The sequence below is a fragment of the Pseudomonas sp. A-R-19 genome (assembly GCF_019956575.1).
In the GTDB taxonomy this organism is placed as follows: Bacteria; Pseudomonadota; Gammaproteobacteria; order Pseudomonadales; family Pseudomonadaceae; genus Aquipseudomonas.
Genome location: NZ_JAHBDR010000069.1, coordinates 1 through 20,834, shown reverse-complemented (window position 1 = coordinate 20,834; position 20,834 = coordinate 1). Strand labels below are relative to the sequence as shown.

Annotated in this window: 20 protein-coding genes and 2 pseudogenes; 16 read left to right on the top strand and 6 right to left on the bottom strand. The window is 52.2% G+C overall.

Annotated elements, in window-relative coordinates; all coding sequences use genetic code 11:
* Positions 1 to 8: 8 nt before the first annotated feature.
* The 6 genes and pseudogenes from KGA88_RS19685 to KGA88_RS19665 all read left to right on the top strand — a co-directional run bounded on the left by KGA88_RS19685 (position 9) and on the right by KGA88_RS19665 (position 4,467).
* Positions 9 to 887: a glycosyltransferase family A protein gene (locus tag KGA88_RS19685; protein ID WP_223593671.1), complete on the top strand. Its 879-nt coding sequence runs from the start codon at positions 9 to 11 to the stop codon at positions 885 to 887.
* The gene (locus tag KGA88_RS19680; protein ID WP_223593669.1) at positions 878 to 1,996 is read left to right on the top strand and encodes an O-antigen ligase family protein; all 1,119 of its coding nucleotides are present in this window, start codon (positions 878 to 880) and stop codon (positions 1,994 to 1,996) included. The genes KGA88_RS19685 and KGA88_RS19680 overlap by 10 nt, the downstream gene beginning before the upstream one ends.
* Positions 1,996 to 2,226, top strand: a pseudogene (locus tag KGA88_RS31815) (hypothetical protein); the annotation flags it as partial. The gene KGA88_RS19680 and the pseudogene KGA88_RS31815, both read left to right, overlap by 1 nt.
* Positions 2,227 to 2,328: 102 nt before the next feature.
* A pseudogene (locus KGA88_RS31810) lies at positions 2,329 to 2,484 on the top strand (DapH/DapD/GlmU-related protein); the annotation flags it as partial.
* A 7-nt stretch (positions 2,485 to 2,491) separates the two neighbouring features.
* Positions 2,492 to 3,712, top strand: a complete 1,221-nt coding sequence (locus KGA88_RS19670; RefSeq protein ID WP_223593665.1) for a hypothetical protein — start codon at positions 2,492 to 2,494, stop codon at positions 3,710 to 3,712.
* 53 nt (positions 3,713 to 3,765) lie between these two features.
* Positions 3,766 to 4,467 (top strand): WecB/TagA/CpsF family glycosyltransferase, encoded by a 702-nt coding sequence (locus KGA88_RS19665; RefSeq protein ID WP_317851675.1) that lies wholly within the window; start codon positions 3,766 to 3,768, stop codon positions 4,465 to 4,467.
* A gap of 1,035 nt (positions 4,468 to 5,502) precedes the next feature.
* Here KGA88_RS19665 and KGA88_RS19660 read toward each other — a convergent pair.
* Positions 5,503 to 7,149, bottom strand: coding sequence for a hypothetical protein (locus KGA88_RS19660; RefSeq protein WP_223593661.1), 1,647 nt, complete (start codon positions 7,147 to 7,149; stop codon positions 5,503 to 5,505).
* 794 nt (positions 7,150 to 7,943) lie between these two features.
* Between KGA88_RS19660 and KGA88_RS19655 the strand changes: the two genes are divergently transcribed.
* The 7 genes from KGA88_RS19655 to KGA88_RS19625 all read left to right on the top strand — a co-directional run bounded on the left by KGA88_RS19655 (position 7,944) and on the right by KGA88_RS19625 (position 13,955).
* Positions 7,944 to 8,213 carry a hypothetical protein gene (locus tag KGA88_RS19655; protein ID WP_223593659.1) on the top strand — a complete coding sequence of 90 codons (270 nt, stop codon included), beginning with the start codon at positions 7,944 to 7,946 and terminating at the stop codon, positions 8,211 to 8,213.
* An 88-nt stretch (positions 8,214 to 8,301) separates the two neighbouring features.
* Positions 8,302 to 9,414: a polysaccharide biosynthesis/export family protein gene (locus tag KGA88_RS19650; protein ID WP_223593657.1), complete on the top strand. Its 1,113-nt coding sequence runs from the start codon at positions 8,302 to 8,304 to the stop codon at positions 9,412 to 9,414.
* Positions 9,415 to 9,427: 13 nt separating this feature from the next.
* On the top strand, positions 9,428 to 10,087 hold the full coding sequence (locus KGA88_RS19645) for a YjbF family lipoprotein (protein ID WP_317851674.1): 660 nt from the start codon (positions 9,428 to 9,430) through the stop codon (positions 10,085 to 10,087).
* A complete protein-coding gene (locus KGA88_RS19640; protein ID WP_411740858.1) occupies positions 10,084 to 10,851 on the top strand; it encodes a capsule biosynthesis GfcC family protein in 768 nt (255 codons plus the stop codon). Before KGA88_RS19645 ends, KGA88_RS19640 begins: the two co-directional genes overlap by 4 nt.
* Positions 10,848 to 12,932: a YjbH domain-containing protein gene (locus KGA88_RS19635; protein ID WP_223593655.1), complete on the top strand. Its 2,085-nt coding sequence runs from the start codon at positions 10,848 to 10,850 to the stop codon at positions 12,930 to 12,932. The genes KGA88_RS19640 and KGA88_RS19635 overlap by 4 nt, the downstream gene beginning before the upstream one ends.
* On the top strand, positions 12,929 to 13,318 hold the full coding sequence (locus tag KGA88_RS19630; protein WP_223593653.1) for a VanZ family protein: 390 nt from the start codon (positions 12,929 to 12,931) through the stop codon (positions 13,316 to 13,318). The genes KGA88_RS19635 and KGA88_RS19630 overlap by 4 nt, the downstream gene beginning before the upstream one ends.
* A gap of 178 nt (positions 13,319 to 13,496) precedes the next feature.
* Positions 13,497 to 13,955 (top strand): mannose-1-phosphate guanylyltransferase, encoded by a 459-nt coding sequence (locus KGA88_RS19625; RefSeq protein ID WP_223593650.1) that lies wholly within the window; start codon positions 13,497 to 13,499, stop codon positions 13,953 to 13,955.
* Between the two features lie 35 nt (positions 13,956 to 13,990).
* On the opposite strand, the gene KGA88_RS19620 is transcribed toward KGA88_RS19625, so the two are convergent.
* Entirely contained in the window at positions 13,991 to 14,620 is a 630-nt protein-coding gene (locus KGA88_RS19620) for a hypothetical protein (RefSeq protein ID WP_411740857.1), read from the bottom strand.
* A 70-nt stretch (positions 14,621 to 14,690) separates the two neighbouring features.
* Positions 14,691 to 15,053 carry a hypothetical protein gene (locus tag KGA88_RS19615; RefSeq protein WP_223593725.1) on the bottom strand — a complete coding sequence of 121 codons (363 nt, stop codon included), beginning with the start codon at positions 15,051 to 15,053 and terminating at the stop codon, positions 14,691 to 14,693.
* A 483-nt stretch (positions 15,054 to 15,536) separates the two neighbouring features.
* Here KGA88_RS19615 and tal point away from each other — a divergent pair, with 483 nt between their 5' ends.
* On the top strand, positions 15,537 to 16,463 hold the full coding sequence (gene tal / locus KGA88_RS19610) for a transaldolase (RefSeq protein ID WP_223593648.1): 927 nt from the start codon (positions 15,537 to 15,539) through the stop codon (positions 16,461 to 16,463).
* 226 nt (positions 16,464 to 16,689) lie between these two features.
* Here tal and rssC read toward each other — a convergent pair whose 3' ends face one another.
* From rssC to KGA88_RS19595, 3 genes are all read right to left on the bottom strand, one after another.
* Positions 16,690 to 17,172: an anti-sigma factor antagonist RssC gene (rssC, locus tag KGA88_RS19605; RefSeq protein ID WP_007978612.1), complete on the bottom strand. Its 483-nt coding sequence runs from the start codon at positions 17,170 to 17,172 to the stop codon at positions 16,690 to 16,692.
* Complete coding sequence (gene rssB / locus KGA88_RS19600; RefSeq protein ID WP_032829882.1) at positions 17,172 to 18,353, bottom strand: two-component system response regulator RssB; 1,182 nt, start codon at positions 18,351 to 18,353, stop codon at positions 17,172 to 17,174. The genes rssC and rssB overlap by 1 nt, the downstream gene beginning before the upstream one ends.
* 440 nt (positions 18,354 to 18,793) lie before the next feature.
* Positions 18,794 to 19,483 carry a VacJ family lipoprotein gene (locus KGA88_RS19595; RefSeq protein ID WP_110656708.1) on the bottom strand — a complete coding sequence of 230 codons (690 nt, stop codon included), beginning with the start codon at positions 19,481 to 19,483 and terminating at the stop codon, positions 18,794 to 18,796.
* 201 nt (positions 19,484 to 19,684) lie between these two features.
* On the opposite strand from KGA88_RS19595, the gene KGA88_RS19590 reads away from it, so the two are divergent.
* Both KGA88_RS19590 and KGA88_RS19585 read left to right on the top strand, forming a co-directional pair.
* Positions 19,685 to 20,305 carry an HAD family phosphatase gene (locus tag KGA88_RS19590; RefSeq protein WP_223593646.1) on the top strand — a complete coding sequence of 207 codons (621 nt, stop codon included), beginning with the start codon at positions 19,685 to 19,687 and terminating at the stop codon, positions 20,303 to 20,305.
* Positions 20,306 to 20,417: 112 nt separating this feature from the next.
* Positions 20,418 to 20,681, top strand: coding sequence for a DUF4404 family protein (locus KGA88_RS19585; RefSeq protein ID WP_110656704.1), 264 nt, complete (start codon positions 20,418 to 20,420; stop codon positions 20,679 to 20,681).
* Positions 20,682 to 20,834: the final 153 nt, after the last annotated feature.

The following is a 20,834-nucleotide window of genomic DNA, read 5'->3' as shown; positions in this document are numbered from 1 at the left end:
AGAATCTCATGAATACAAAATCAGAAATAAAAATCGCGCTCATTACCCCGCTCAGAGACGAGATAAGCAACATAGAAACACTATTCAACTCCATAGAAAACCAGTCTATTAATATCGACACTTGGATAATAGTTGAAAATGGCAGCACCGACGGCAGTATCGAAAAGCTCATAAACACCCCTACTCCCACCAACGTAAAAAAACTTATAGTTCTCAACAAGTCATTTCAAAACAACGAATATGCATTGGGAAGCAAATACTCCCAGGTTGTTAGCTGTGGGTTTGAAGAAGCAAAAAAACAGGATAACTATGAAGAGTTCACGCACATAGGCATATTGGATGCGGATTGCTTCCCCAAGTCCGACTACTACAAAAAGCTAGTAGACTTTCTTAGCACAGACAAATCTATCGGCATAACAAGCGGGATTATTTACGAAGAAAGCGGAAAAGTTGATTCCGCCTCTACAAATTGGGTTAGAGGTGGGTGCAGACTTTGGTCATTTGAGTGCTTTAGGAAGTCCGGTTATCTAATCGGCCCCTCTGCAGATGCTCTTAGTTCGGCCAAAGCATTCGTAAATGGCTGGAAATCCGTTGTATGCAGCACTGCAAAAGTAACCTCTAGGGAAGTTGGCGCCCGTACAAACTACCAATATTATGGCAAAGCCACTTACTACCGAGGTATCAGTCCAATCTATGCCACGTTAAGAGGCGTTTATCTACTGAAGCGATCTTACAAAGTTTCGCTTCAATATCTTACTGGGTACTATGGTGATTTTTTTTCTCGTGCCCCACGCGTTCAAGACGAAGACATTTTAAACTTCTATAAAAACTATGGATTTAGAAAACTGAAAGAGCTTGTTACGCGGAAAAAATCACAATGCCATTGATTTTAGCTCTTCTAGTACTCGCAATATCGGCCATACCTGCTAGTGCCTATTTAATAATACCTGCCTTCTTTTCGTTCACCGCGACAACATCAAAAAACAAACTTAAGCTTCTAAAAATAACCCCATCCACCGCAACACTTGCATCAATAATTATCATAACATCACTAGTATCTCTAATAGCACTAAGTACAACTCAAGGAATTTTATTATCATTACGGGGAGCTGCAAGACCACTACTATACATCCTGTTGACAATGGTTATATTCAAAACACCAAAGCATCAACTAGTACAAGCTATAAGATTTGTAACTCTATCCTTAATGGCTGCCTTACCACTTCAAGGCCACCTGAGTTTAATTGAAGGCATCGGCGGCACTCAACGATACCAATTTATATTCGAACACCCCAACCATTTTGCCTATTTCCTATTACCAATTTTAATATATTTTCTTGCCCTCGAAGAAAACCGCAGGATGAAAATCCTTGGTCTACTAGTAACATTAGTATCGCTCGCCCTTGCAAAAAGCAGTGGGGCGTTTATCACGGCAATGATCATAGTAGCCCTGCACTACCTAAAAGGCACTAAAGCCATAATATATGGCATTTTAATTGGTTCAATCTGCGCTGCTGCCATCTTTACAACGGGCATTTTTGATAAAATTCTTGATCAAGCAACTAGCTTTGATCCAACAGCAATTAACTCAAAAATCAGCGATCAAAACTTTGGAGGTTCTGGCTCACTATCATGGCGTTTCGTTTACTGGGGCTCAATATGGAAGTCATTTGCCCTAGAACCTTGGTATACATTTCTTTTCGGACTCGGTTACGGTTCGATGACCTACGGAAGTTATGCATACGACTTCATGTACACAGACCCTCACAACGACTACTTGAAAGTACTAGCTGAAAATGGATGCATTGGGTTAGTCGCCCTCGGCTACATTATTTTTAAAATATTCAATATAAAAACAAAAGAACGCTGGTTAATATTAACAGCAACAACACTTCCAATGTTTTTTGGCAATATACTTGTCAACCCAGCATTTATTTCAGCATTAGGAATAGTTATTGCAATATCCTTGAAAACCCATGACGAACGGCGGAACTAATGCTGAAAATAATTTTAGGCGCACTTTCATTTAATCTTTCACTTCAGAGAGTTCTTTGGCCCATATCAAAGCTATTTTGGCGCCATGTCTTAAAACATTTCGGAGATAACGCTCGCATAATGCGCGGAGTTGAAATTATCTGTCCCCATAACGTCTGCATCGGCAAAAATGTTTACATCGGCAAAAATTGTGCGATATATGGCTACGACGCAATCTCAATTGGAGAAAATTCTTTAATAGCTAGAGACACAATAATTCTAACGAGAGGTCACATTTTCAATCACCCTACGACACCTATTCGAGAACAGGGGTATAACGCTGCCCCTATATCAATTGGTAATGATGTTTGGATCGGGGCCAGAGTGACTATTTTACCTGGAGTAAAAATAGGCAATGGTAGCGTAGTCGCAGCCGGAAGCATCGTGAATAAAGATGTGCCTGAATATACAGTTGTAGGTGGGTCTCCAGCAAAAACCATTAAACAGAGATCTTAAAATGGGATCGGTGAAATCAGAGCTTCTTTTATCGCTTGTCAATCGTGCTATTCAGCCCGCAGCGACATACATCACCCTAGTGGGGCTTGGTCGCATTCTTCCGATCGAGGAATTTAATAACTACCTGATCAGCATAACAGTTGCAATGTGGGCGATCTCAAGTCTTTTTCAATGGCAGAAGAATGCCACCATCAGGTTTTTTGATCACTCCGACAAAGACCTTACCCTTTACGCCAGTTCGGCTGCAGTCTCTGCAATTATAGCTATTCTCGCCATTTCGATTGCTAATTTTTTAGACCCTCGAGTATCTCCATCAACGACGCTATTTATTATAACAACGGGACTCACCTATATCCTTGGCGCCCTTCTAAGATCTCTTGGAAAAACCAACACTTTTTTGATCACGGACACTCTGCTAGGTACCCTTAAGTGGGTTTTTGGGATTTTTTTCGCTTTTCTATTTCTCTCGAACAATGCAACATTCATAGCCCTCGCAATCGGAGCTGCTGTGCTAGCTGTCGCGCTCTATATACCATTATTTAAGCAGGGATACTCGATAAGAGTCCCAAGCATCAGCGATATAAAAAATGCAAAGGGACTATTCCATTTCGGAATGTATCTAATAATTATTGACTTTTGCGGATCTGGCTTGATGTATATAGATCGATTCTGGATCAAGGAAAGCGCATTGTCGGCAAACTACATAATTTCTTCAAACATTGGCAACCAGATAGCTTCCGTAATATTGGGTGCTTTTTTAATGGTAGCTTACCCACGCATTTCAAAATCATACAAAGACAATACCAACTGGCAAGCCACTTATAGATTATATTTGAAAAAATTCCCCCTCTGCGCGCTAGCCTGCTGCGTAATTTCATTTATTGCATCGCCTATCCTCATCGGCTTCATCAATCACTCGCCCAATACTTCACCATACCTTGCGGTTTCATTTACAGCTGCGCAATGTGCTTATTACCTTGTCGCACTGCTTTCCATCCCATACTTCATCACATTAAAGCCAATATACCCTGCGATTTTTAATGGCACGGCGTTCTTGCTGTTCGCTGGGGTGGGGTTTTGTTTCTTTTCAGACACTACAAACCCAATATACATTACCGTAACAAAAATCACGCTGACGCTTATACTTGCTTTCTTTTCATGGCTATTCTTCTCACTAAATTTTAATAGTGCTGAAACAGCAACCACCACCATCAATGAGTAACTAACACAATGCGCAGAGTTAACATTCTTGATTGCCCTCTAGATATATCCAGCATGGCAGAGACGGTATCATCGATTCAAAAAAAAATTGATGATGGCGATTTTATACAGCATGTCGTGGTAAACGTAGCAAAAATTGTACACATGCGGACGGATCAAACGCTGTCCGAATCAGTAAGATCTTGCGATATTATTAATATTGATGGCATGGGGGTTGTTTGGGGCGCGCGCTTCCTTGGCCATGAAGTTCCAGAACGTGTTGCGGGCGTGGATTTATTCCACGAACTACTGGCTATGAGCGAACGAAAGGGATTTTCTATCTATCTCCTTGGCGCTCAAGAAAATATTGTAGCCACTACCGCCAGCAACGTTAAATTAATTTATCCGAACCTAAAAATCGCAGGCTTTCACCATGGCTACTTCTGGGACGATGAACAAACCATGGTCGAAAAAATTAAACAATCAGGTGCGCAATTACTCTTTGTCGCTATTACTTCCCCCAAAAAAGAAAACTTTATTAACCAATGGAAAAATCAGCTTGGCGTAAATTTTGTAATGGGCGTTGGTGGCACGTTTGATGTCGTAGCCGGAAAAGTCAAACGTGCTCCCAAGTGGATGCAAATGTGGGGGCTTGAATGGCTATACCGCGTAATTCAAGAGCCCGGCCGAATGTGGAAGCGCTATCTTTCAACGAATAGTCAATTCCTCTGGCTGCTGATAAAAGCAAAAATTTCCCAGCTCCGCGAAAATAAGTAGCTTCTATTTTTTCAAAGATCAACCGGTTCTAGCCTAAGTACTCCACGAACTTTGAATCTGATGTTTAGCTCCCGAATTCTTTCTTGAGTTCGCCCCGATGATGCGTCCTAACGCTAAAGTCGAAAAAAACTACCCCTACAGCCAGTGGGCTTCCGAGAGTCCATCGACGACCTGGCCGCCCCTGGTGGGGGTATCACGGTAGCAGTGCTCCACCCCGTGTTTTTTTGAGCGCCTCAACAAGCCTCGCAACTGGGTGAAGTGCGCAATGGATCTTGCCTTTGGCTCAAACGTCTCGAGCCCGAGCGCTTTAAAACTTCCCCCGATCCCACGGACGAACCAGTTGTCTTGAGTACTCAAGAATTCAATGGGTTACTCTACGATTTGATTATTTGCGTAGCTATCCGCCTCAGATTCTTCGGTCTCAATAACTGGTTGTTCGGAGACACAATCTACGCTGCCAGAGCCAGCGTTCAACATTACTACCTCATTGAAACCGCCAAGCCGACGCCTAGGAGCCCTATGCGTCGTAGGTAAATGACGACGAAGCCATACTGCCGTGGAACTGCTTGCCAGCGATACCACGGCTAACATAAAGCTCGCTTGTTAGGCGATGGAGTTTATCGATCACTTAAGATTCACTTCTCCAGGCAAAAGAAAACCCGCGCAGAGACTGTCATATGAATATAGGCTCCGGTAACTTTCTAATATTTACTCTCCACAAGTGGTGCACCGACACCACTCCCCCCAAACTTCCGTGACAAGGTAGCGAAGCGTTATAAAATCGTCATCGACGTTAGGCTGTATGTATTTTCTGCCCCTACCGACCCGAACAGCCTCTGAGCCAGATGGAACGGCCTCGAGCTGGAAAGATGCGACACGCAACACGGTACGCTCAAACCCGTAGTTGCAGGATATAGAGTGTATATGCGAACAGCTATAGCGCTCATGGCTGCAATAGAGTCGCCAGACTAGTGCTGCTTAATTTTTCGGTGAGCTAATTATTTTCTCAATTGGTCCGCTAGAGCCGTAGTCACGCTATCGATATACGGTAGCCCTAGTGTCGACACTTACTGGGATTGGCGCATCGATCTGGTTAGTGATTTCCAAACTATTTTGGGCAACGGAGCATGCAATACCAACTGACGCCGATGTGACAATATTGTCTGCAACAAGGTACTGAACTGTGACTGCCGTTCGGGAATTAAGGAAAACTGCGGCAACCCCCGCGCCAGTTGAAGTGAGTCGCGGATTATCGGATAAATCGACCACCTGGAGACCGCTAGTTGGGGCGGTACTTAAACCATAATCTTGGTATGAGACAGCACGCCCCTGAGAAACAATCTTATTTCGTTTTAATTCGTCGTGAGCATTTGCCACTGTTAGCAGTGCACCGACGCCGTTGTATCCGGTTACTTCGTTGTCGACTAGAGTGACGTCACCCCGCGCTCTCGAAGAGGTTTCTGTGTCGTTATAGACCGTATCAAGCATGCGAATTCCGTCACCAGATACTCCGGTAGCATGCTTGATCTTGTTGCGACGAAGCGCAATATCACCGACACCACCACCGTAAATACCAGCGCTGAAGTTCCGCCAAGTATTGTCGTACAGATCGACCGTCCGAACTCGATCCAGTATGCCTGCGAACAACGGCGACGAAGCCTTCGCTTCAAACGTGTTTCGCGACACTTCGACCCGCATATCAAACAGGGAATCCGCCCTAGCAGCATCCACCAGAGAGCCTTTAAACCAAATTCCAGTGCTGAGCCCCAGCATTGTGTTATCCAGAATCTTGCCGTCATGACAGATCGCATGATTGATTGGAGATACGTTGTCAGAATCATCAAGTACGATGCCACGGACGACGTTGGGAGTGGTCAGCGGCGCTTCGTTTAGGGTGTTTCCCTGAATTACAAAATTTGAACAGTTGTTGCGCAGTTTTACGGCATCCGAACAGTAAGCATTGCCCACTGCCAAATCATTCAAGATATTGGACAAAATCTTAATGCCGTTAGAATCCGTTGAAAAGTAGATTCCATGCTCCCGTATATATCGCAAGTCCGCACCAGCTACGACTGCATCAATACAAGAGACCCCTACGATTGCTGAGGAAGGCGCGTTGATAAATTTAAGTCCAGGAGCAATCCGGAGTTTTGTTGTTTCTCTGGCAAGCAGGAGGTACGCCCCTGAAGTTGGCGCAAAATTTTGGCGGTTCTGATAGTTCCCGTCGATGGTCCCAAACCCAGAAAGTGAGACATCGACGCGGGGATTTCTAGCATCACCACACATGAGTAAATGATCAGTGCTGAGCGTGTTCCTTTGATCAGCAAACTTTAGAGTTCCATCAATAATCAGCCAGGTATTGCTCCGCATCTGCAGGGTGGAGGATACCGTGTAGGTGAAGTTTTCCGGCAGAAGAATGTAGCCGCCACGATTCAATAGCGCCTGCACGGCAGGCGTCCAATCCCAAGTTGATGGATCCAAGCTCGGCCGGTCCGTGATTAGGCCTGCATGCTCCCAAACTGACACCATTTGGGAGACAAGCCTATTTGGAGGCAGGTTTTGATCAACCAACTGTTGCCGGTGCACATCATTACCCAACGCTGCGAAAGAGGTGGTGCCAAGTGCCGCTAAAGAGGCTGTACCGAGCGCGCTGAGTTTTAACAATTGCCGGCGATTTACCATGACGACCAAATCTCAAAAACAGGAACGGCCCGCAGTATACCAGTGAAAATTTCGCCGGTACGTAATGGCCAGGACAAGCCACTACAGGGGACATATAACCCTTCTAAGTGCCGAGACCAATCCTGATTCATGGCCCTGTCGAGGATGCCTAACATAAGGATGGAGTCCGCCGACGTCGGTACCAACTCCGTGTCGGTAGCTGGCCGCTTGAATAGTTGCCAGTAAACAATGGGTTAGTGCCATTCAAAGCCCCCTAATGATTTCTACATTCGGCGTGCCGGAAAAATTCGGGTGTTCGCGCCGGCCAGCAGCCTCGCAGCGTCTTATCAAGTGGTTGAGCGTCTTCCCGGGAACGTTGCCGAGTGCTGGGCCTACCGGACAACAACCTCCCTGAGTTGGACTGGAAGGGCAAGCGTGGCTTGCCGGAGACAATGGCTAATACTTGGCGTTGGCAAGCCGCCCGCCAACAACGCTTTGGCCAGTGGCACTACTTATCTCTTGTATGGCGTGACGTTCAGGTACCAACCACGACATTTGCACCACATGCCCGATAGTGAATGTTAAAAACAGCGAGCGCGTTATAAAACGTCAGACCTGTTAGACGTCTTACACAGGTATTCTTAAGGCAATGATCGCAAGATAAATCTCACTGAGGAATGACCTAGAGGTCCACTCTCATCGAGTTCGAATCGATACTATCCTTAACGTTAATGGACGCTCTGAGTTTTTGGCCTTGCACGCTCGCTTCTTAGTTTCACCGCCAATACCCACGATGCATCAAAAAGGAATCTACCATGACCAAACTACTTGCTTCCGCTCTAATGCTTTCTTTAAGTGCCTCCGTTCTGGCCGCTGAGCCTTCTGCTCCAGGCACACCTGCAAAACCCGCAGCAAATGCTCCTTTGAGTCTGTCCACCCCTCTCGTGGGCGACCTGACCACAGGGAATGTTATCGGCCTCGGCGCCGTGGTTGTTGCCGGAGTCGCTGCACTGTCATCCAGTGGTGGCGGAAGCAACAATGACGGCGGCACCACTGGCACCACTGGCACCACCGGTACACGCTAAGCGCACCGCCAGGTCGATAGCCTTCTACCACCCGGAACAATCCGGGTGGTTCCGTTCTGATGTGTTCCCTCCACAAGTGTCCTCAATCATGATTCGTAGTTTGTCGCTCGCTGTGCTTGCAGGTGTTGCCCTGCAGGGCTGTATGTTCTCACCTGGTCAACACCTGGATACCAGTCAGGTCGGCCGTGATGGCTCACCGGAAAGCACTCGGATCGAGTTGATTCCGATAACGCCCAAACTGATTGCCCAGAACGCGGCGACAAAAGTGCAAGCCTCGGTGCCCGCCGAGTTGCTGGCGTTCAAGCCGGGGGCTTACCGGATTGGCGCCAATGATGTGTTGTACATCACGGTGTGGGACCATCCTGAGTTGACTGCGCCATCGGGTGCGCAACAGCAAATTGATGCGAACGGTCGCCTGGTACGCCCGGACGGCACCATGTTTTACCCCTATATCGGCAATATTCATGCCGCAGGCAAAACCATAGAGGAGCTTCGCGGTTTTATTGCTGAGCGCCTGACACAATTCGTCGACAGCCCCCAGGTTGACTTGAGTGTTTTGCGGTTTGCCAGTCAAAAAGTCGTTATTTCCGGTGCCATTTTAAAAGCTGGTCAACAACCCATTACCACTTCGCCGCTCAGTGTCGTCGAAGCCATGGGTACTGCGACTGTCGACCCGTTGAATGCCGACCTTGCCGGGCTGACACTGACCCGGGACGGACGTGAGTATCCGCTCGATCTGGACTCGCTTAACAGCAAAGGCTCGCTGTTGCACAACGTCTATTTGAAAGACGGCGATCAGTTGTACCTGCCCTACAACGACCGGAAAAAAATCTACGTCATGGGTGAGGTCAGCCAGCCTCGGGCGCTCACGTTCAAAATCAATCGGATGAATCTCGCGGATGCGATCGGAACGGTCGGTGGACTGAACCAGACCACCTCCAACGGCAATGCGCTGTATGTCATTCGAGGTGCCGAGAACCTTGAAACCGAGCCGGCAAAAGTCTTTCAACTGGAAGCCGAATCGCCTACCGCGTTTGCTCTCGCCAGCCGCTTCGATCTGCAACCCCAGGACATTGTCTACGTCGGCCCTGCTGGCGTGACCCGCTGGAACCGCTTGATCAGCCAGTTGCTGCCCTCGGCTCTTATCCTGGGTACCGGAGCAGCGGCTCAAAACAATCTCAGTGAAGCCAGCAGTCGATAAGGTTTGAGCCGCTTTGAAAACTTTGCGTAACAGCTCATGCCTGGCGGTGGGTTTACTGCTGTGTGGCTGTAATCCCTTGATGCAGGCGTCCCTGGATACCTTTAAAGCCTCCACGCTGGGCGTCCAGCCGCTGGAATTGTCTGCGGCGCAAGTGGAGGCCGTGCCCTATGCACAGATCAAGGTCACCACGAACGTAAGCGAAGGTGTATTGGCGAAGCTACGCCAGCAGGGCGACCTGGAGTTCTGGGTCGCCTCTGGCAAACAGGTGTTATTGATGCGCGATGGTCTGGTCGTGCGCAGCGTCGGCCTGGGCATCAATCTCGATGGCACGCGCTTCGATGGCGAGTCGCCGTTCAAGCTTGGCTTGCAGCGTTTGCCCGATGGTTACAGCAGTATTCGCTGGATAGATGTCTATCAGGGGCCGCGGGTTGGACTGGCGGTCAACAGTCGTTTCAGTCGACAGGCCATCGAAACCGTCACCATTCTGGACAAGGACTATGCGCTGCTGCGCGTAGACGAGCGCATCGACATTCCCGAGCTGGGATTCAAGGCCACCAACCGTTTTTGGGTCAGGCCTGACGATGGCTTGATCCTGCAGAGCGAACAACATCTCACGCCGGAACTTTTCTTGAAGATTGTGCAATTGCGCCCTGACCGGGAGACGGCTCGGTGAGATATTCGAAAATGCTGTCGGCTTGCCTGTTGCTGGCAAGTTCTGCGATGACTCAGGCCGCTGTCACGGTCACGGGTGATGTAAAAAACGCCGGATCCTTCACGTTCGTGCCAGGTGCACGCTTGCTCGATGCCGTCAGCCAGGGACGCCCGAACGCCGAAAGTTACTGGCTGGCCGCCGCCTGGCTGCACCAGCCACTGGTGGAGCAGCAAGTGCGCCTTAAAGCAGGTGTGCTGTTCGATCTGAAATTGCTTCAACGTGGGGCCTTGCTTGAAGAAAAAAGCAGCCTTGCGGCCTTGGCTGCGCGCCTGTTCGAAGAGGTCAGCCGACTACCCGTTACCGGCCGAAAAGTCGCGGTGCTCGACCCCGTGGCGCTGGAAGTCGCGTTCGCCCGCAATGACTCGCTCAGTGACGGCGACCAGCTGATTTACCCACTACGCCCGACTACGGTCACTGTCCTGGGTGCCGTTGAACAGCCCTGCGCGCTGCCTTATCGAGCCCAGCAGCCAGCCCATGAGTATCTCAACAGCTGTCTGCTGGTGGCCGATGCAGATGCCGATTACCTTTGGTTGATTCAGCCCGATGGCCAAGTCAAACGAGTCGGCATCGCAGCCTGGAACCACGAAGATGGGGTGTTTGCCGCCGCCGGCAGCACAATTCTGGTGCCCGTGCGCAACGATGATCCGGATCTGTCCACACCCGACTTGAACGAGCAGCTTGCCCAGTTTCTCGCCACCCAACCGCTGCCCGAGGTGGCCCCTTGAAGTTACGTTTCGCCGCCGTAGTGTTGTTGCCCTACAGCTTGGCTCATGGTGAGCCGCGTTTTACCCAGAATGATTTCGGTGGCGTGGGTTTGCTGCAAACCCCCACCGCACGGATGGCACCCGCCGGCGAATTCAGCCTGAACGCCAACCGGACAGACCCATACTCGCGCTATAGCATTTCAATACAGCCCCTTGATTGGCTGGAAGGCAGTTTCCGTTATACCGCTATCGGCAACCATAAATACGGGGCCGAAGCATTAAGCGGCGACCAGAGCTATAAAGACAAAGCGGTCGATGTCAAAGCGCGCCTCTTGCAAGAAAGCCACTGGTTGCCCGAGATTGCGCTCGGCTTTCGGGATGTCGGGGGCACCGGCCTGTTCTCCAGCGAATACTTTGTGGCGAACAAACGTTACTACGATCTGGATTTCAGCCTGGGCGTTGCTTGGGGCTACATCGGTAACCGCGGGGATCTCGAAAACCCGCTGGGGTACCTTGATGAGCGCTTTGATACTCGCCCGGTAAACACGGGCGCGGACGCGGGCGATGTCAATACCGGTTCGTATTTTCGAGGCTCGCCCGCGTTGTTTGGCGGCGTGTCCTATCAGACACCCTGGTCGCCCTTGAGCTTGAAACTCGAGTTCGACGGTAACGACTACAAGCACGAGCCGTTCGACAGTAGCCTGAAGCAGGACTCGCCCATAAACATCGGGGCGGTGTTCAAGCTAAGTGACTCTGTCGATTTGACCGCAGGTTGGGAGCGCGGCAACACCGCGTTGTTCGGTATCACTTTTCATACCAATTTCGCCAGCCGCAAGGCGCCGGCCAAACGCTACGACCCCGCTGTCGAAGCGCTGCCGGCACACGCGCCAACTACGCCGCTCGATCAGGTCGACTGGGCGGGGGTTTCCAAACGGCTGGAAAACAACGCAGGTTACAAGGTCGAGCGTATTGCTCAGCGCGATTCCGAGCTGATTGTGTATGGCGAGCAGTCGCGCTATTTCTACTCCGCCAAAGGCGTGGGCCGGGCTAGCCGGATTCTGGACAACAGCGCGAATGACGAAATTGACTGGTTCACGATGGTGAACAAGCGTTACGACATGCCCGTGGAAGAAACCAGTGTGCCGCGCGAAACCTTCCGGGCCGTGGTGAACAACCAACAAGACCTTACAGACCTGCACCGCACTACCGAATTGAATCGGGCCACGCCACACATTGAAAACACGCTGTACACCCAGGCCCTCGAGCGTTTTACCTATGGTATCGGCTTGGGTTACAAGCAAAACATTGGCGGTCCTGACGGCTTGCTGTACCAGCTGAGCGCTGATGTGGACGCAGAATACCGCTTTACCCGCAGCACGTGGACCAGCGGGATCATCAGCACCAATCTGCTGAACAACTTTGATAAGTTCAAGTACGACGCACCGAGCAACCTGCCCCGAGTGCGAACTGATTTGCGCCAGTACGTCACCACCTCTGATGTAACAATGCCGACATTTCAACTCAACCATGCCAAGCAACTGGATCAAGACTTGTTTGGCATGGTGTATGGCGGTTATCTGGAGTCAATGTTCGCCGGGGTCGGCGGTGAGTTGCTGTACCGCCCCATGGGCGAGCGCTGGGCCCTGGGTGCTGATTTGAACTTTGTACGCCAGCGTGACTTTGATCAGGGTTTTGGTCTGCGCGATTACAACACCGCGACCGGTCACATCACCACCTATACCGAACTGCCGTTCGATTTGCAGGCGGCGGTCAGTGTTGGGCGTTACCTGGCGCGCGATTGGGGTGCCACGATCGACCTGTCGCATGAGTTCAGTAACGGCGTGAAGTTCGGTGGCTGGGTCACCCGCACCACGGCCTCGAAAGAAGAGTACGGCGAGGGTAGCTTCGACAAGGGTATCTATATCTCGGTCCCCTTCGACGAGTTGATGAGCGTTTCCACGATGCGTCGCGCCAATCTGGTCTGGGCTCCATTGACCCGCGATGGTGGCGCGCGTCTTAACCGCCAGTATTCGCTGTACACAATGACCAATGGCCGCGACAAAGATGCGTTCTATAAAAACTTTGAGAAAATCACCGAATGAGTTCGTTACTCCTGGGTGCCACACAACTTTCCCAAAGCATACGCACGCTTTTTTTCATCGGCGTTAGTGTGGTCCTGCTGACTGCCGCTTTGCGTGCGCAACCGATTCCCGAGGCCTTTGCCCAAGAAGACAAGCTGCATCACCTGGTTGGTTTTTTCGTGCTGTCTTTTAGTTGCCGGCTGGCCTTCCTGCGGGTCAAGGCGCGCTGGATCGCCTTGGGCTGTCTGCTGACGGGGATCCTGATCGAATATGCACAAGGAATGATGCCGCTGCGCACGGCATCACCTTACGACGCCCTGGCCAATGCTGTCGGTGTGTTGATCGGCTTGATTGCGTGGCGTTGGATGCAGCCAGTCAAACAGTCCGCTGAGTTCCCGGACACTTAAGACTATGGCTTGATCCGTGAGCATAGCGACAACACGCGTGCAAACATCAAAGCACTGAATCCACGCAACCCATTTCTATTATGCGAACTTCTATAAGAAAGGCCTGTAAACGGTATTTTTTAGCTCTTGGGTGCCGCGTTTTTTGAGCGGCCATAAACCTTTTTTAAGGCAGACCACTATGAACGCTTCCAGATCACCGATCGACTCCGTCTATAAATCGCCGGACCCTTTTGCACCAGGTAATATGGTTTTTGGACAGAAGCTCACCGAAGGCAACAGTGGATTGATTGCCTGGTTGCGGACATACGAAAGAACCCCCTCCACTATCACCCCACAGCCAAAGTTGTTGGTGGAGCGCATCGGGATCTTTCCTTCCTCGGGTGATATTCGGCGCATGGTCGGTGACCCCATTACGGTACTCGAGCACTTGCGGACCCTGTATGCCAGTGAAGCACTGGATGTGGATGACAGTGACGGCCTGAGCCTGACGTTCACTGAATGGCGCTTCAAGATCTGCCTATCGAAGAGCGAGATCCTGTTGAAGGTTGAGAGTCGTGGCGATGTTGCACTGATGCAGAAAAAAACTGCAGAGCTTCTGGATCGGATCGAAGAAAAAAATAGTAGTGAATTCTGGTGACGCCACTTCGCTAGAACTCACAATCGAAGCAAACTCTACAACCTTGACGACTCTCCGCGAGTGCGCCAGTGAGGTTGCATGAATGCCTTTTCTGCCCCCGAAAGAGTTACTGCGAAAGAGTTCAAGAGCCTCTCGGCTGTATATTTTGGAATGCTCGTACTCAGCATGATAATCGCGAGCCCTAGCATGAGGGCCATCCCGGGAATTTTGCGGATTTCCTTTCGCTCCAGCCTGAAAAGAAATACGCACGCCGCGGCTGACCCCACGACCGCCCCGGCAATCGCTTCCGGCAGAGGATGAATCGTCTGACCGACATACTGGACGCTGAACCACCAGGTCGACAGCAGCCCTGCACCCAGTGCCAGCCATCGAAGCCGATGGTCCAGTTGGCGCAATAGCAAACTCAGTACAACGGTTGAGACCAGGCAGGCATTCATTGCGTGGCCGCTGATGACTGCGATATCCAGGCTTTCCAAGCCGATTCCCCAGCCCTTGAACAGCACTTTGCTCAAGCCAACGACAAAATAGGCTACTGACAGTACGCCTAGCCATAAGAGCGCAAGTTTTCTTGATGCTGTGCACCACAGCCAACCGCCTACGACCAGGGCTGCTGGTAACATGACGGTAATGCCGGCGTATTGAGTGATGTACAGTTTTGATTCCAATCGGCTTCTCACGCCTCATGCAGCTTTCTAGTGTTCTGGACATTGAGCGTGTGCTCAATAGATAAGATATTCAGCGGTCCAAAAAACACTTCAGGCGATTCTCTACGACAACCACCGAATAGCTCGCGATGCGCATTGCCAGTCCGTCCTCTATCAGGGCTTCCAGCAAGGCAACTTGTGCCGCGAAGCGCAGGTCGAGGTTGAGTTTTCGAGAGGCGTGCATCTGATCGATCAGAACATGCGTGACTTGATAAGGGGTGTTGACTCTCAGACGCCCCAACCAGACGGGGATTTTTTTTGCGTTTTTAGATTGTCTGATACCCCGTACGCAGGTCGCCTTGTCCGAAGCGGTGCTTTTCGAAACCTCCACGATTTCTTCAAACACGCCGGTCAATTTTTTTAGTGCGTAGCCAAGCATCAAATCATCAAACACATCCAAAAAACATATTCCTCTTCACGCAGTGAACGTTATGCTACAAACACACATTCTTGATTATCACACTACACCTTATTCTATATATGTACTGGACGTATTCTAACGATCAAGACCTCTGCCAGATAACATCACACCTGTTAGCACCAAGACTAACTTTCCAAGGTGTTAATTGACTTTTTATAACAATTATTCAGCGCGCAATCGAACTATATAAACTTCAACATTATCGGTAGTTACACATAAGGTGCCGCGAGAGTTATCAGAGGATTCAGGAGCCAGAAGATCTGGTTGCAAGGCGTTAACCGTCAGATCAGTTGAACCTGTGAGCCCGCTTGGCATCAAATTCATCGATACCATGCCCCGCCTTTCAAACAGCCGTTTTCAGGTTGTTGCCGCAGGGGCCGCCGATACACGTACGCGCCCTTGAGTGGCTGTCAGCGCTCGGGTAATGTCATCAGACCCATAGGACAGAGCACGCCCATGACTTCCAAGCTGGAACAACTCAAACAGATGACCACCGTGGTTGCCGACACCGGCGACTTCGAAGCAATCGCTCGCGTTAAACCGGTGGACGCCACCACCAACCCTTCCCTGCTGCTCAAGGCCGCGGCCATTCCCGCTTATGCCGAGCTGCTGAACGCCAGCGTCAACGACTGCAAGGGCGATGTGGGCCTGGCCAGCGACCGTTTTGGCGTGGCCGTGGGGCAAGAAATCCTCAAAGTGATCCCGGGCCGTATTTCCACCGAAGTGGATGCGCGCCTGTCGTTCGATACCGACGCCATGTTGAAGCGTGCGCATCGCCTGATCGAGCTGTACGACAAGGCCGGTATTGGCCGCGAGCGCGTGCTGATCAAGATCGCGTCCACCTGGGAAGGCATCCGCGCTGCCGAGATCCTGGAAAAGGAAGGCATCCAGACCAACCTGACCCTGCTGTTCTCCTTCGCCCAGGCCGCAGCCTGTGCCGAAGCCGGGGCGTTCCTGATTTCGCCGTTCGTGGGCCGTATCTACGACTGGTACAAGAAAGCCAACGGCAACGACTACACCGGCGCGGATGATCCGGGCGTGCAGTCAGTGACGCGCATCTACAACTACTACAAGGCCAATGACTACAAGACCGTGGTCATGGGGGCGAGCTTCCGCAATCTGGGCCAGATCGAGCAACTGGCCGGCTGCGACCGCCTGACCATCAGCCCGGACCTGATCGACAAGCTGGCAGCGGATACCGGCAAGCTGGAGCGCAAACTGGCGCCGGGCCATGCCGGTGAAGCGCGCCTGAGCCTCAACGAATCGCAGTTCCGCTGGCAGTCCAACGAAGATGCGATGGCGACCGAAAAACTGGCTGAAGGCATTCGCCAGTTCGCCCGGGATCAGGAGAAGCTTGAGGCGTTGTTGCAGGCCAAGCTGTGATCTGAGCGGGTGTAATGCAAAAAGGGCGAACCCTGGTGGGTTCGCCCTTTTTTGTGCAGCTCTTATGGTCGAAGATTCAACTGTGGCGAGGGAGCTTGCTCCCGCTCGGCTGCGCAGCAGCCGCAAATCTTGCTGACCAAATTCTTCTGACACTATGGATTGAATGGCCTTGGGGCCGCTTCGCAGCCCAGCGGGAGCAAGCTCCCTCGCCACAGATTTATCTCAATCAATGCCGTTCGAGCGCATTCACCAGATCATGGAAGGCTTCACGATTGGTGTCGTTCAGGCCCATGAGGATCTTGTGCGCTTCGAGCACTTTGATCCGCACCACTTCTTCTGACTGATCCTGGTCTGGCAGGTCGTCCAGGCATTCCGGGCATGGCACCGGCTTGTCGACGATGTTGAAGACCTGCTCGAAGCCCATGGACTGCAGCAGCCGCGTGATGTCTTCGTGGGTGGTGACGACAGTCGGCAGCAGGCCGACCTTCTGCCGCGACAGGATCGACAGCTTGGCCAGCAGGCCGAGTGTGGTGCTGTCGATGCTGCGGGTTTCGGTCAGATCGATCACGATCGCGTTGAAATTCAACGCGCTGAAGATCCGCTCAATAGTCGCATCCAACGCCGAACACAGGGTCAGGCGAACTTCACCGACGAACTTCAGGACGAACGTGCCATCCTGCTCGGCGAACTGGATTCTACCGGTACTCATCAAAGATTCCTGCTCAACACCAACAGGGCGATATCATCCGGCATCTCCCCTAGCGTGGCCAATCCAAAAACCTGCCGCAGCCCATCCAGGGTGCCGCCCGCAGCCTTGACCCGTTGGGGCAACGCCGCTTCTTTTTCTTTGAGTGTGGGTTCTGGCAAAAGATCCAGAATGCCATCAGACATCAGCGTCAGGCTGAACGTCGGCGGCAGTTCCAGCACGTGGTCTTCGTAGGTGGCTTCGTTGAAGAGGCCCACAGGCAGACCACGCCCTTCCAGATAACGAACACTGTCTGGCGTGTACAACACAGGCAACGGCAAATGACCGCCGATGCTATAGGTCAACAAACCGGTCTCCTCGTCGATGACTCCACCGACCATTGTGACGTGTTTACCCAGCTTACAACTGATCAGGCCCCGGTTGATATGACCAAGAACCTCTGAAGGCTTGAATTCCGGCAAAGTGCCGCTGCGCTTGGATTCGAACAGCAAGCGCGTGGTCATGAACTTCAACAGTACCGTGACGAAGGCTGAAGAGGCGCCATGACCGGAAACGTCCGCCAGGTAGAACGCTACCCGACGCTCGTCGACGCGAAAGTAGTCGACGAAATCACCCGACAGGTACAGCGACGGGATGATCTGGTGAGCAAATTTGAACTCGTCGATGGTCCAGGGACTGACCGGCAGCATGTTCATCTGCACCTGGCGACCGGCGTTCTGGTCTTCCTGGAGCAGGTTCAGGCTGGCCTCGAGCTCGCGGTTGGCCTTTTCCAGCTTCTCGCGGTAGCGCTGGTTCTCCAGCAGCAGGCGCGCACGATCCAGGGCCCGGCGCACGGAGTGCTCGAGCACAGCCAGATCTTCGAGAGGCTTGATCAGGTAGTCCGCCGCGCCCAGGCGCAGGGCTTCGACCGCGTCGTTCATCACGCCCGCACCCGACACCACGATCACCGGCGTTTGCGGCGACAGCTCGGTCACCTGGCGGATGAGTTCGAGTCCGCCCATCTGCGGCATGCGCAGATCGCAGATGACCAAGTCGGGCTTGTCTTGCTCGAATACCTGAAGACCCTGCTGGCCATTGCTGGCCTGCAAGACGCTGAAACCACTGTCTTCCAAATAGGCGGCGAGGCTCGCGCGCACTACTTCGTCATCATCGATTATCAGCAGCGTGGCACTGGTTTTTGGCATGTGGGCAAACGGCGCCAGAATTAGGTTGGCGTAGCAGGCGGGGATTTAGACCCGGCACTCACTACTGGATTCGCTTTCTAGCCTCTCTGTCGCACCGCTTTCGGGCATTTGCCCTACACACGTGTTCACCAGAGGTGCCCTTCTAAGGCGCAGACGGTACTCCCATCCGCGGGGCGTTTCAAGCTCACGCCGATGGTCGCTTGACGACTTTACTTGTCAAATCACCGAGAGTTATAAGAACAGTCAAAACCGAAACCCAATGGAAGGATCTAAGCCATGAGCCAAACCGGTCGGGACTACAGCGAAAAGCGTGATTTCATCCGCATGCGCCCCTGAAAGGCCTTGAGGCCGACACCGAAGTGGCTTGAGTGGAGGAACAGGACCGCGGCAGACAAAAAAGGCGGCCTTGAGGGCCGCCTTTTTCAATTTACCGGTCGACGTTAAAAATCGTCTTCAACCTGGCCGTCTTTCACCTTGAATTCACGGTTCTGCAGGTACGCATTACGGATGAAGGTGTACTTGTCGCCAGTGATCAGCTTCTCGCTCGACAGCAGGTTGGCACGGGTATCGATGATGTCCAGGGCGTAGAACGAGTTACGCACAGGCACGTCGTTTACGTAGCGATAAGCGCCGGTATAGCTGTCGACGTACTTGGAAGGCGCATCACGCAAGGTGCTTGGACCCAGCAGTGGCAGCATCACGTAAGGACCGCTGCCGACACCCCAGTAACCCAGCGTCTGGCCGAAGTCTTCGTCATTGCGCTGCAGGCCCATTTTGGTGCCGACATCAATCACGCCCAGCAAGCCGAAGGTGGTGTTGAAAATGATGCGTGCGGTATCAACGCCTGCGGCGCGAGGCTTGGCCTGCAGGATATCGTTGGCCAGGTTGCGCACATCGCCGATGTTCTGGAAAAAGTTGTGGACGCCGTCCTCGACAAACTGCGGCGCTATGTACTGGTAGCCCTGGGCCAAGGGCTTCAGCGCGTAGGTGTCGATCACGTCGTTGAACCTGTAGATCGGGCGGTTGACGCTTTCCCAAGGATCATCTTCCGAGGCTGCCTGGGCAACGAACGGAACCAGCATCACACTGGCGCATACACAAATCCTGGCTAGATGATTGCTCCAGCGCATAGAAAAAACTCCTTGGTTTGTACCGGCTCGGGCGCCTGGCCCGGGCAATTAAGTAAGCAAGTATAAGACGTAAACGCCGTTTAACGCACTTTGCACGAAACCCGCGCCACAGGAAGCGTGCCAATTGTGAGCGATTCATATCCATGTCACTCAACTGTCACCGTCGCCCGCTAGCCTTCAGGCTATTTCAGGGACGTCCATATGCCGCTCGTCGAAGCCTTGCCGCAAACCGCACCCAGCCTGACTGCCGTACTGTTCGGCCTCAGTGGCTGCCTGGTGGATTTCGGCGCACACACGCACCGGCACGCCAGCCACACGGCCGAACACGCCGAGGCCACGCCCGGTGCACTGGATAGCCTGCGCAGCTTGCAGCGCCAGCAAATACCCTGCGCCTGGCTCGATGAACTGCCCCCTGCCCTCAGCCAATCCCTGGCCGCTGCGCTGCCGGAATGGATCAAACCCTCGCAACATCCAGCAACAAACAATCCATGGCCCGCCCCAAATGCCTGCTGGCAAGCCTTGATGACCCTGAACGTCGAACGACTCGACGGTTGTGTGCTGGTGAGCGGTGAGCCCCGCCTGCTGCAAGCGGGGCTCAATGCCGGGTTGTGGACCATCGGCCTGGCATCCTGCGGCTCGCTGTGCGGATTGACGCCCCGGCAATGGCAAACGTTGACCCAACAGGAGCGCGACATCAAACGCGCGAGGGCCACGATGCAATTGTTCGGCCTGGGCGTGCATTCGGTGATCGATCACCTCGGTGAACTCGACACCTGCCTGGCCGATATCAGCTTGCGTCGGCTCAAGGGCGAAAAGCCCTGATCGAGATCATGCACGTTGCGCGCGAGTGGATTAATCTAAAGGTCAGGCATCGACCTTTGGCCTGTCGCCGTGGTCTATGCCAGTGCCTATCGATTAAAGAAGGAAGAACGCCATGCCTGCCCGCGAACTGCAAGAACAGCTCAATACCCTGCGCGAGCAATTGGAACAGAATCCTCCGCTGTCTGAAGCAGAGCGCGCCGAACTGCACGAGCTCATGCAACAGATTGAATTGAAACTTGAGCTTGAAACCAAAACCCAGGACTCCAGCCTTGCCGACGGGGTGAACCTGGCCGTTGAGCGCTTTGAAGTCGATCACCCCGCCATCGCTGGCACCTTGCGCAACATCGTGAACGCCTTGGTCAGCATGGGTGTCTGACGCCCCTGCCCTGAATGCAAAAAAGCCCTGCTGGCGATAGCAGGGCTTTTTCGTTTCTACGACTGGCAATGCAAATCCCCCTGTGGGAGCGGGCTTGCTCGCGAAGGCAGTGGGTCAGTCAATGAAGTGGTCGACTGACACACTGCCTTCGCG